Source organism: Thioalkalivibrio sulfidiphilus, assembly GCF_000377945.1.
Classification (GTDB): Bacteria; Pseudomonadota; Gammaproteobacteria; order Ectothiorhodospirales; family Ectothiorhodospiraceae; genus Thioalkalivibrio_A; species Thioalkalivibrio_A sulfidiphilus_A.
In genome coordinates this window covers 1-11,600 of the sequence record NZ_KB898975.1, presented here as the reverse complement: position 1 = coordinate 11,600, position 11,600 = coordinate 1, and the positions used below count along the sequence as shown (strand labels likewise).

General features: G+C 64.6%; 10 protein-coding genes. 5 read left to right on the top strand and 5 right to left on the bottom strand.

Annotated features, from left to right (window positions below; translation table 11 throughout):
- Positions 1-401 precede the first annotated feature (401 nt).
- Positions 402-2,621, bottom strand: coding sequence for a thioredoxin domain-containing protein (locus tag D580_RS16910; RefSeq protein WP_018955097.1), 2,220 nt, complete (start codon positions 2,619-2,621; stop codon positions 402-404).
- 310 nt (positions 2,622-2,931) lie between these two features.
- On the opposite strand from D580_RS16910, the gene D580_RS0114565 reads away from it, so the two are divergent.
- The 4 genes from D580_RS0114565 (at position 2,932) to folA (ending at position 6,524) form a co-directional block, all read left to right on the top strand.
- Positions 2,932-4,134: a class I SAM-dependent rRNA methyltransferase gene (locus D580_RS0114565; protein WP_018955096.1), complete on the top strand. Its 1,203-nt coding sequence runs from the start codon at positions 2,932-2,934 to the stop codon at positions 4,132-4,134.
- Positions 4,135-4,239: 105 nt separating this feature from the next.
- Positions 4,240-5,037, top strand: coding sequence for a prolipoprotein diacylglyceryl transferase (lgt, locus tag D580_RS0114560; protein WP_018955095.1), 798 nt, complete (start codon positions 4,240-4,242; stop codon positions 5,035-5,037).
- A gap of 10 nt (positions 5,038-5,047) precedes the next feature.
- Positions 5,048-5,881 (top strand): thymidylate synthase, encoded by an 834-nt coding sequence (locus tag D580_RS0114555; RefSeq protein ID WP_018955094.1) that lies wholly within the window; start codon positions 5,048-5,050, stop codon positions 5,879-5,881.
- Positions 5,882-6,035: 154 nt separating this feature from the next.
- A complete protein-coding gene (gene folA / locus D580_RS0114550) occupies positions 6,036-6,524 on the top strand; it encodes a type 3 dihydrofolate reductase (protein ID WP_026290019.1) in 489 nt (162 codons plus the stop codon).
- Positions 6,525-6,728: 204 nt separating this feature from the next.
- Here the strand turns inward: folA and znuB are convergent, their stop codons facing one another.
- Both znuB and D580_RS15740 read right to left on the bottom strand, forming a co-directional pair.
- Positions 6,729-7,529 (bottom strand): zinc ABC transporter permease subunit ZnuB, encoded by an 801-nt coding sequence (znuB, locus tag D580_RS0114545; RefSeq protein WP_018955092.1) that lies wholly within the window; start codon positions 7,527-7,529, stop codon positions 6,729-6,731.
- 44 nt (positions 7,530-7,573) lie between these two features.
- On the bottom strand, positions 7,574-8,368 hold the full coding sequence (locus D580_RS15740; protein ID WP_018955091.1) for an ATP-binding cassette domain-containing protein: 795 nt from the start codon (positions 8,366-8,368) through the stop codon (positions 7,574-7,576).
- An 85-nt stretch (positions 8,369-8,453) separates the two neighbouring features.
- Between D580_RS15740 and znuA the strand changes: the two genes are divergently transcribed.
- Positions 8,454-9,461: a zinc ABC transporter substrate-binding protein ZnuA gene (gene znuA / locus D580_RS0114535; protein ID WP_018955090.1), complete on the top strand. Its 1,008-nt coding sequence runs from the start codon at positions 8,454-8,456 to the stop codon at positions 9,459-9,461.
- A gap of 333 nt (positions 9,462-9,794) precedes the next feature.
- Here znuA and D580_RS0114530 read toward each other — a convergent pair whose 3' ends face one another.
- A complete protein-coding gene (locus D580_RS0114530; RefSeq protein ID WP_026290018.1) occupies positions 9,795-10,622 on the bottom strand; it encodes a UDP-2,3-diacylglucosamine diphosphatase in 828 nt (275 codons plus the stop codon).
- A 169-nt stretch (positions 10,623-10,791) separates the two neighbouring features.
- Positions 10,792-11,295, bottom strand: a complete 504-nt coding sequence (locus D580_RS0114525) for a GlcG/HbpS family heme-binding protein (RefSeq protein WP_026290017.1) — start codon at positions 11,293-11,295, stop codon at positions 10,792-10,794.
- Positions 11,296-11,600: the final 305 nt, after the last annotated feature.

Below are 11,600 nucleotides of genomic sequence, written 5' to 3'. Positions count from 1 at the left end.
TGTCGATACCTATCACAGTCATCATCGGTCCTTTCCCATTCGGGGGGTGGTTGAGTCACAATAAGCACCGGTTCCCCGACCTCGCGCTTTTTGCGGCTTCGACCTTGTAATGCAAAGTCCAGCTTGGCTGGCTTTTGGATACTCCACGAAGTCAGCAATGAGGCGGGGAGCCGCTCTACGTACGAGGTCAGACAAACGCTGCCTCCAGGTCGGGACGGCTTACCCGGTGTCCGGCTGATAACCTATCAAACCAGACCTGCTCAACATACAAGGTCGGGCTTCAGCCCGACAACGGTGCCTCTCGAAGCCTCGGCTGTCGGGCTGAAGCCCGACCCACGCATAGCAAGCGTTGATCTTTCCTCTGCCTCTGTGACCTCTGTGTCCTCTGTGGCAAACCGCCTTTAACCCAGCTGTTCCAGCAACGCATCCAGATCCATCACCGGCGCGCTGCAACTGGTGCCGGTGCAGACATAGGCCACCGCTTCGCCCTTCGGCGCCTTAGCGGCTAAGGCCTCGGGCAGATCGCTGGCATCGGCGGGAATGGCGAACACCAGGCGGCGCGGGGCGTAGTCGCGCAGCAGACGCCCGTGCCAGGCGGCCATCGCCTCGGGCGCGCCGCGCAGGATGACGAGCTTCGGCAGATAGAGCTGCTCCTCGAAGGCGCTGATCAGGCTGGCGTGGGCCATGGGGGCCTGGTCCATGAGGGTGGTGGCCAGGCGCACGGTGCGTTCGGCGGCCTCGACGTAACGGGGCTCACCCAGCAGGTGACCGAGCCGGTTGAGCGCCAGGGCGGCGACACCATTTCCGGAGGGCATGGCCTCGTCGGCGAAGGTCTTGGGGCGCTGGATCAGGGCCTCGTGGTCGTCGGCAGTAAAGAAGAAACCGCCCTGCTCCCGGTCCTCGAAGTGGCTGAGCAGGATGTCGGCGATCTCCCGGGCAAAGCCCAGGTGCTCGGTGCGCCAGCGCACCTGCAGCAGTTCCAGCAGGGCATCCAGCAGGTAGGCGTGGTCGTCGAGATAAGCGGGCAGGCGGGCGCTGCCGTTCTTATACGTGGCCAGCAGCCGGCCGTCGCGCCACAGGTTCGCGCGGATGAAATCCATCGCCCGGGTTGCGGCGTCGATCCATTCACGGCGCCCTAGCCCGCATATCTCACCACCATTCGTCGCGAGGGCGTCGAGATGCCGCTGTGACGGGGCGCGCGGAGCGGAAGACGGCGCCGGCGTAGCCGACACTACGTCAAGCCGGCTGAAGTGAGCACGCCCCGTCACAGCGAGCAGATCGGCGGCCGCAGTAGAAGGGTGGTGAGATATGCGGGCTAGGTGCCGGGCCGCCACGGCCAGCCCCCGGATCATGAGCGCGTTCCAGCTGGTGAGGATCTTGTCGTCCAGGCCGGGGGGCACGCGCTTGGCGCGCGCCGCCAGCAGCGGCGCGCGGGTGGCCTCGATCATGGCTTCTATCGCGGCCTCGTCGCTGCCGGTCTCCTTTGCCAGTTGTTCCGGGGTGACAAAGGTGTGCAGGTGCCACCGACCCTCGAAGTTGGGCCCTCGGTCGAGACCGTAGACCCGGGCGAACACCGGGAAGACCTCCTCCGGCACCAGCTTGCGCACCTCCTCCGGCGACCACACGTAATAGCGCCCCTCCTCGCCTTCGGAGTCGGCGTCCAGGGCGGAGTAGAAGCCGCCCTCGGGTGACTGCATGGTCTGCACGGCCCAGGCGGCGGTACGCCCGGCCACGTCGGCGAAGTAGGCATCACCGGTGGCGGCATAGGCCTGCGCGTAGAGGGCCAGCAGCGGGCCGTTGTCGTAGAGCATCTTCTCGAAGTGGGGGATCATCCACTGCCCGTCCGTGGAGTAGCGGCAGAAGCCACCGGCGAGCTGATCGTTGAGGCCGCCCCGGGCCATCTTCTCCAGGGTGAAGCAGGCCATGTAGCGGGCGCGCTCATCGCCGGTCTGTGCATAGTGGCGCAGCAGCCGCTCCAGGGTGGAGGGATGGGGAAACTTGGGCGGCGTGCCGAAACCGCCGTCTCGCTCGTCGAACTGCTGGGCGATGGCGGAACGCACCGTGTCCAGCACCGCGCTGTTGAGCGGATCATGGCCCCGCGGCGAGAACAGCCCGGTGAGCGCGCTCTGCAGTGATGCGTTCTGGCGTTCGATCTCGTCGCGCCGTTCGTGGTAGAAGCCGGCGATGCGCTCCAGCAGATCACGGAACGCCGGCAGCCCGTGGCGCGGCGCATCCGGGAAATAGGTCCCACCGAAAAACGGCACCTGGTCCGGGGTCAGGAACATGGTGAGCGGCCAGCCGCCGCTGCGCTGGCTGAGCATGAAGTGCGCCGTCTGGTAGATCTTGTCCAGGTCCGGCCGCTCCTCCCGGTCCACCTTGATGTTCACATACAACCGGTTCATCACCTGGGCGGTGGCCGGATCCTCGAAGGACTCGTGGGCCATGACGTGGCACCAGTGGCAGGCGGAGTAACCGATGGACAGCAGGATCGGCTTGTCCTCGCGCTTGGCCTTCTCCAGTGCCTCGGGACCCCAGGGATACCAGTCCACGGGATTGTCCACATGCTGCAGCAGGTAGGGACTGGTCTCGTTCGCTAGGCGGTTGCTTGTCTGCTCTGGCATGGGCGGGTTCACCGGGCTTGGACTTCGGAAAGGATTGTCGCAGAGACGCGGAGACGCAGAGAAAGAATAAGGATCTGACAGGATTTACATGATGAACAGGATTGAAAAAACCTGGACGGGCTTTCTTTAAAAATCATGTTCATCATGTAAATCCTGTCAAAGATCTTCTCTGCGCCTCCGCGTCTCTGCGGCAGATGTTGCAAATCGAACTATACCCCCGTGAACCGGCAAGGTCCCGTAACCCCACCCACCAACGGGAATGCCCCGCGCGCTATACTGCCCAGCCGCACGACGACACCGGAACCGCCCCATGGATACCCTCGATTACACCCCCCTGCGCCTGAGAAAGAACGAGGAACGCCGCCTGCTCTCGGGCCATGCCTGGGTGTTCAGCAACGAGGTGGACATCGCCGCCACGCCCATCAAGGACCTGACGCCGGGGCAGCCGGTGCTGATCGAGGATCATCGCGGCAAGGCCATCGGTACCGGCTATGCCAATCCCCAGTCCCTGATCTGCGCGCGGCTGGTGAGCCGGGACAAGGCACACCCGTTCAGCGCCTCCCTGCTGGTGCACCGGCTCAAGGTGGCCCTGTCACTGCGCGAGCGCCTGTTCACAGAGCCCTATTACCGGCTGGCCTACGGCGAGAGCGACGGCCTGCCGGGACTGGTGGTGGACCGCTACGGCGACGTGCTGGTGGCCCAGGTCACCACCGCGGGCATGGAGGTCATGCAGGACGCCATTCTCGAGGCGCTGCACAAGGCCGTGCATCCCAAAGCCGTGCTGTGGCGCAACGACAGCCCGGTGCGGGAACTGGAGGGGCTGGACCTGTACGTGAAACCGGCCCTGGGTGTGGTGCCCGAGACCGTCACCCTCACGGAGCACGGCGCCCGCTTTCACGCGCCACTCCTCTCAGGCCAGAAGACCGGCTGGTTCTTCGACCAGCGGGACAACCGGGCCTGGCTGGCGCGGGTCTCGAAAGGCATGAGGGTTCTGGACCTGTTCAGCTACGTGGGCGCCTGGGGCGTGCAGGCGGCACTCCATGGCGCCGAGTCGGTGACCTGCGTGGATGCCTCCCATGATGCCCTGGAGAGCGTGGCCGCCAACGCCGCCGAGAACGGGGTCGGGGACCGGGTGAGCGGCGTGAAGGGGGATGCCTTCGAGGTGCTGAAACAACTGCGCGAGGACCAGGCCCGCTTCGACGTGGTGATCACCGACCCGCCCGCCTTCATCAAGCGCCGCAAGGACGCCAAGGAAGGCACCGCCGCCTACCGGCGCCTGAACCAGATGGCCATGCAGGTGATGGCCAAAGATGGCCTGCTGATCGCCTGCTCCTGTTCCCAGCACATGGAGGCCGCCTCCCTGGAGGCCCAGCTCTGGGGCGCCGCCCGCCACGTGGACCGCAGCCTGCAGATCCTGGCCCGGGGCGGCCAGGCGCCCGACCACCCCATCCACCCGGCGATGCCGGAGACCGCCTATCTCAAGGCGGTGTTGTGCCGGGCGGTGCAGGCATGATCCAGAATTCAAGATTCAAAGTTCAAGATTCAAAGAGTTGGTTTGGGTTATCCTCTGCCCCAGCCTTTGAATCTTGAATATTGAATTTTCAACTTCGATTTCCCCATGTATCCCACGCATCCCTTCATCGACCCGGTCGCCATCAGCCTCGGCCCCCTGAGCATCCACTGGTACGGCCTGATGTACCTGGTGGGCTTCGCCGGCTTCTGGTGGGTGGGCCGCATCCACGCCCGCAAGCCCTGGAGCCCGGTGAAGCCGGAGCAGGTGGGCGACATGCTGTTCTACGGGGTGATCGGCATCATCGTGGGCGGTCGCCTGGGCTACATCCTGTTCTACAACTTCGACGCCTGGCTGGCGGACCCGGCCATGCTCCTGCGGGTCTGGCAGGGGGGCATGAGCTTCCACGGCGGCCTGATCGGCGCCCTGGTGGCCTCCTGGCTGTATGCACGCAAGGTCAACGCCCGCTTCTTTGAGATCACCGACTTCATCGCGCCTCTGGCCTGCATCGGGCTCGGCACCGGACGCATCGGCAACTGGATCAACGGCGAGCTTTGGGGCAAACCCACGGACCTGCCCTGGGCGATGATCTTCCCCGCCGCCGATATGCTGCCCCGCCACCCGTCCCAGCTCTACCAGGCGGCCCTGGAGGGCCTGGCCCTGTTCACCATCCTGTGGCTGTTCTCCCGGCACCAGCGGCCGGTGGCCGCCGTCTCCGGTCTGTTCCTGATCGGCTACGGCGTGTTCCGTTTTCTGGTGGAGTTCGTGCGCCTGCCTGACGCCCACATCGGCTACCTCGCCTTCGGCTGGCTGACCATGGGGCAGCTGTTGACCCTGCCCATGATCCTGGCCGGCATCGTGATGATGGCCTGGGCGTACAATCGCCAGAAATACGCAACCGCCTGATTCCGACGCCATGACCCCCTATCTCGATCTCATGCGCCAGCTGCTGGAACACGGCACGGTGAAATCCGACCGCACCGGCACCGGCACCCGCTCCCTGTTCGGCCACCAGATGCGCTTCGACCTGTCGAAGGGCTTTCCCCTGGTGACCACCAAGAAGCTGCACCTGAAATCCATCATCCACGAGCTGCTGTGGTTTTTGCGCGGCGAGACCAACATCGCCTATCTCAAGGACAACGGCGTGCGCATCTGGGACGAGTGGGCCACCGAGGACGGCGAACTGGGCCCGGTGTACGGCAAGCAGTGGCGCGCCTGGCCCACCCCCGACGGGCGCCACATCGACCAGATCAGCCAGGTGGTGGAACAGATCCGCACCCGCCCCGACTCCCGGCGCCTGATCGTCAGCGCCTGGAACGTGGCGGATCTGCCCGACGAGGGCATCTCGCCCAAGGACAACGCCCGGGCCGGACGCATGGCGCTGGCCCCCTGCCACACCTTCTTCCAGTTCTACGTGGCCGACGGCCGGCTCTCCTGCCAGCTCTACCAGCGCAGCGCGGATGTCTTCCTGGGCGTGCCCTTCAACATCGCCTCCTACGCCCTGCTCACCCTCATGGTCGCGCAGGTGACGGACCTTGAGCCCGGCGACTTCGTGCACACCTTCGGCGACGTGCACCTGTACTCCAATCACCTGGAGCAGGCGAGGGAACAGCTCTCCCGCGAGCCCTACCCCCTGCCGAAGATGCATCTCAACCCCGAGGTGAAGTCCCTGTTCGACTTCAAGTACGAGGACTTCACCCTGGAGGGTTACCAGGCGCATCCGCACATCAAGGCGCCGGTAGCAATATAAGTGGCAAGTCTCAAGTGGCTAGTGGCAAGGAAGGTCAAAACCGGTCTTCCCCCCTCTCCCTCAGGGAGAGGGTTGGGGTGAGGGTGGTTTCCCCTTGCCACTAGCCACTTGCCACTAGCCACTGCTCCAATGCCACTTGAGACTTGCCACTATGATGAAACTCTCCCTCATCGTCGCCGTCGACCGAAACCGTCTCATCGGCCGCAACAACCAGCTCCCCTGGCACCTGCCCGCGGATCTCGCCTTCTTCAAGCGCACCACCATGGGCGCGCCCATGCTCATGGGCCGCAAGACCTGGGAGTCCATCGGACGCCCCCTGCCCGGGCGTACCAGCATCGTCATCACCCGTGATCCCGACTACCGGGCCGAGGGGGCCATCGTGGTGCATTCCATCGAGGAAGGGATCGCGGCCGCGGGGGATGCGCCTGAGCTGTTCGTGATCGGCGGCGCCAAGCTGTTCGTGGACACCCTGCCGCTGGCCGACCGGCTGTATCTCACGCAGATCAATCATGCCTTCGAGGGGGATACCTGGTTTCCGGAGATCGGGGATGCGTGGCGGGAGATCAGCCGCGAGGCGCACGGGCCGGACGAGAAGAATGCTTATGGTTATGCCTTCATCACCCTGGAGCGAGATCGGGGATAAAAGCGCACTTTCGCCGTAGAGGCGCGGGGGCGCAGAGGAACCCCGAAAAAAGGCTTTTTACAGGATTTACATGATTAGCATGATTTTTAAAGAAAGCCCGTCCAAGTTTTTTCAATCCTGTTAATCATGTAAATCCTGTCAGATCCTTATTCTTTCTCTGCGCCTCTGCGCCTCTGCACCTCTGCGGCGAGTCATCCGCCCTGATCAGCCCGCCCGCCGAAACCGCCGCCCCGGGATCAGGTAGATCACCGCGAACAAGGCCGCCGCAGCCACCACGATGGACGGCCCCGTGGGCGTGTCCCAGGTGAGCGAACCCATCACGCCACCCACCACCGCCAGTGAGCCCAGCACGCCGGCATAGATCGCCATCTGCTCCGGCGTGGCTGCCAAGCGCCGGGCGGTGGCGGCGGGGATGATCATCAGCGAGGTGATCAGCAGGATGCCCACCACCTTCATGGCCACGGCGATCACCAGGGCGATGAGCAACATGAAGCCCAGGCTCACCCACATCACCGGCACGCCCTCCACCCGGGCCAGGTCCTCGTGCACGGTCATGGCCAGCAAGGGACGCCAGAGGATCATGAGCAGGATCAGCGCCAGCGCGCCGCCGCCGAAGATCCACAGCAGATCCCCCTGGCTCACCGCCAGGATGTCGCCGAACAGGTAACCCATCAGGTCGATGCGCACGCCCTCCAGGAAGGCCACCGAGACCAGGCCCAGGGACAGGGTGCTGTGGGCGAGGATGCCCAGCAGGGTGTCGCTGGCCAGCCGGCGCTGACGCTGCAGCAGCACCAGCAGCACGGCGAGCGCAGTGCACAGGGCGATCACCGTGAGGTTCAGGCTGATGCCCAGCAGGAATCCCAAGGCCACGCCCAAGAGCGCCGAGTGCGCTAGGGTGTCTCCGAAATAGGCCATGCGCCGCCACACCACGAAGGAGCCCAAGGGCCCCGCCACCAGGGCCACCGCGATGCCGCCCATGAGGGCTCTGAGGATGAAGTCGTCCATTTAAAGGCAGTGGCAAGTGGCAAGTGGCAAGTGGCAAGGCGGCGTCATGGGGTTTTCTCCTGACTTTCGTTCTCGATCACGCAGCCGTGCAGGTCGTGGTGGTGGTCGTGGGCGTGGGTGTAGATGGCCAGGCCCCGGGCCTCGGCGGGGTCGCCGAACAGCTTGAGGTATTCCGGGTGTCGGCTCACCGCCTCGGGGCGGCCGGTGCAGCAGACGTGCTGGTTGAGGCAGACCACGGAGTCGGCGGCCTCCATCACCAGGTGCAGTTCGTGGGAGACCATCAGCACGCCGCAGCCGTAGCGGTCGCGCAGGCGGGCGATGAGCCGGAATACCTCGCCCTGCCCGGCCACGTCCACGCCCTGGGCGGGCTCGTCCAGCACCAGCAGGTCCGGCCTGCGCATCAGCGCGCGGGCCAGCAGCACCCGTTGCATCTCGCCGCCGGAGACCGACTGGATGGGCTGATCCAGCAGGTGTTCCACACCCACCTCCCGCAGCACCTCCCGCTGGTGTGCCCGGCTGGCCCGCCCGCCCAGGGTGAGGAAGCGACCCACGGTGATGGGCAGAACCTCGTCCACCAGCACCCGCTGGGGCATGTAGCCCAGTTTCAGCCCCGGGGTGCGGATCACCTCCCCCTCGGTCGCAGGCAACAGGCCCAGCAGGATGCGCACCAGGGAGGTCTTGCCGGCACCGTTGGGGCCAATCAGGGTGACGATACGTCCGCGCTCCACACCGAGATCCACGCCATGAAGGATCTGACGACCGCCTAGAGTCAGGCCCACGCCCCGGGCGGCTACCAGGGGGGTGTGATCGTGGGCACTGGAACGGGTCACTGAGGTCATGGGCGATGCGTGTCCTGGAGGGCTGGACACAAAGGGCAAATGTTATATTATTACATCACATTCCGATCCCTGAGAGTACCGCGCCATGCCTGCCATCCGCCAGAGGAAACTGACATTTCACCCGGGCCTTTTCCTGGCTGTCCTGACGCTGTTCGCCCTGCTACTCGGCAGCGCCCAGGCCGCGCCGCAGGTGGTGGTGAGCATCAAACCGGTCCACGACCTGGTCACGGGCGTGACCGAAGGCGTGACGGAACCGGTGCTGCTGGTGCCCGGCGGCGCCTCCCCCCATGACTATGCCCTGCGCCCGTCAGAGATGCGCGCCCTGCAGCAGGCCCGGGTGGTGATCTGGGTTGGACCGGAACTGGAAACCTTCCTGCAGCGCCCGCTGGCTGGGCTCAATCCGGGGATCCACCGTATCACCCTTATAGAAGATGTTGAACTGGTCCTTCATCCTGTCCGGGAGGGGGGTATTTGGGATGTGCATGATCATGGCCACGAACACAACCACGGTCACAGCCATGGGCATGATCACAGGCACGAGCATGACCACCATCACCACAGCGGTCACCATCATCACGGTGCCCACGACGCCCATGTCTGGCTGTCGCCGGAAAACGCGCGACGCATCGTGACCCACGTAGCCGGCGTGCTCGCGGAGCTTGACTCGGACAACGCGGCGGCCTACGAGGCCAACCGGGATCGCATGCTGGCCCGGCTGGAGCAGTTGGACGAGGAACTGCGCGCCCGGCTGGCGCCGGTGCGCGAGGCGCCCTTCATCGTGTTCCACGACGCCTACCAGTACTTCGAGCGCCACTACGGCCTGACCCCCGCCGGCTCCATCACCGTGGACCCGTCCCGGGCCCCCGGTGCGCGGCGCATCCAGGAGATCCGCCAGCGGGTCGGCCAGTCCGAGGCCCTGTGCGTGTTCAGCGAACCCCAGTTCCGCCCCGCCATCGTGGCCACGGTGATCGAGGGCACCCAGGCACGCACCGGCGTGCTGGATCCCCTGGGTGCGGACCTGCCGTCCGGTCCGGAGGGCTATGAGGCGCTGCTGCGCAACCTGGCGCAGAGCCTGGTGGAGTGCCTGTCTTGAAGTGGGAAGGGTGAATTGGGAATTGGGAACGAAAGCCACTTCGTCGGACCCGTGAATCGTCCGGGATGCAGCCAGGCCTTGGCTGATCATGCGGAGGGCGAAAAGACACGCGGAAAGTAATCGACAGGATTTACATGATTCGGGGAATCGTGGAACAAGCTATTCGAATAAGCTTGTTCGCCCGCTCAATCCTGTCCAAGCGTTCCTTTTCTCCGCGTCTTTGCGCCTCTGCGGCAGATTTGGGTCAGTGCGTAGGTTGGGGTGAGGTACGAACCCCAACGTCGTCGTAATCCTGGACTCCGCACGTTGCGGGTGAGCAACGCTCACCCCAACCTACGCCGCCTTCTTGTCCGCGCCTACCAGCACGCCCAGCAGGTCCGGGACCAGCACCTCCACTGCGCCGTCACTGGCCTCCACCCGGCAGTGGTCGGACCAGTGCAGCAACTGCATCGTGCCGCTGAAGTCCTCCACCAGGGTGGTGCAGTGTTCCACCCAGTCACCGTCGTTGCAGTAGAGCACGCCGTCGATGCGCTCGATGCCGGCCTTGTGGATGTGGCCGCAGATGTAGCCGTCAAAGCCTTTGCGCAGCGCCTCCCGGGCGGCGGCCTCCTCGAACTTGCGGATGTAGGCCCGGGCGTTGCCCACCCGGGTTTTGAGCCATGCGGACAGGGACCAGTAGCCATGCCCCCGGCGGCGGCGCCAGGCGTTGTAGACGCGGTTGCCCTTGAGCAGCATCTGGTAGGCACCGTCTCCCACCGCCTTGAGCAGGGCGTTGTGGCGCACATCGCCGTCGAACTCATCACCATGACTGACGAAGAAGCGCCGCCCGTCGGCGCTTACGTGCTCGGCATTGAGACGCACCTGAACGCCGTGGAACTCACTGCCTGCGAAGTCTCGGAACAGCTCATCATGATTGCCGGGGATATAGGTGACCCGGGTACCGCTGCGCGCCATGTGCAGGATGCGCTGCAGCACCGCGGACTGGTCCGCGGTCCAGTACACGGAGCGGCGCATGCTCCAGAGGTCGAAGATGTCACCCACCAGGTAGAGATGTTCACAGCGGACGCTGTTGAGGAAATCCAGCAGGTAATCGGCGCGGCACTCGCGGGTGCCAAGATGCACATCGGAGATGAAAACACTGCGGCAGCGAAGCGTTCCCATGGACAGACCCTCGGCAGTGGTTTCGCGGAGTCTGTATTGGGGAGGTTACAAAAAGATCAAGCAATCATGAATTTACGGTGAAAAAAGGCACTAGAGACAAGTGGCTAGATGCAAGAGACAAGAGGGTTTTCTTGCCACTTGTCTCTTGCATCTTGTCTCTAGCGCTCTCCTATCCCATATCGAGATCGATCTGCACCGCCTCGAGTCCCGCCGCGGCACACTTCTCGTCCAGTTCGCCACTGGGCGCACCGCTGACACCCACGCCACCCACGATGGAACCGGCCGCGTGGATGGGCAGGCCTCCGGCGGAGAACACAATGCCCTGCACCTTGCCTACCGAGAAGGGCCGGGTGAAGCGGTCTTCCATCTGGGACAGGGGCGCGTTGAAGGACATGGCGGTGTAGGCCTTCTGCCTGGAGATCTCCAGCGTCAGGTCCATGGCCAGGGTGTCGCGCATCACCACCTGGGGATGCCCGCCGCGATCCACCACGGTCACGGCAACATTCACGCCCTCGGCGCGGCAGGCCTCGATGGTGGCCAGGGCGATGCGGTTGGCCATCTCCAGGGACAGGCGCTTAATGTCCACAGTCACCGGGGCATCGGCCTGGGCAACGGCAACGGCACCGGCGCCGAGGATCACGGCACCGGCCAGCAGGGAACGGATCATTTTCATGGTGGTTTCTCCTCTCATGGTGGCGATTTATTCATTGGGGTCATCGCGGAATCGTGTGGGTGGTTTGATGGGCATAAAGTGCCCCGGACCCGCATAATCCCGGTGTCTTGCGGCCATCGAGGCCGTGCCCAAAGTGGTTCCGTTTGGCTGACAGGATCATGACATGAAATCTCCCCGCACAGTGCGTGAACTGTTTTCGCTGCCGGGCTTCTCGGCCGGGGCGACGCTCAAGGGTGTTTTCGGTGATCGGTACGCCCGAGTGATCACCCTCAGGCGCCGAAAAAAACGGCCGTGTGTTCATGCTG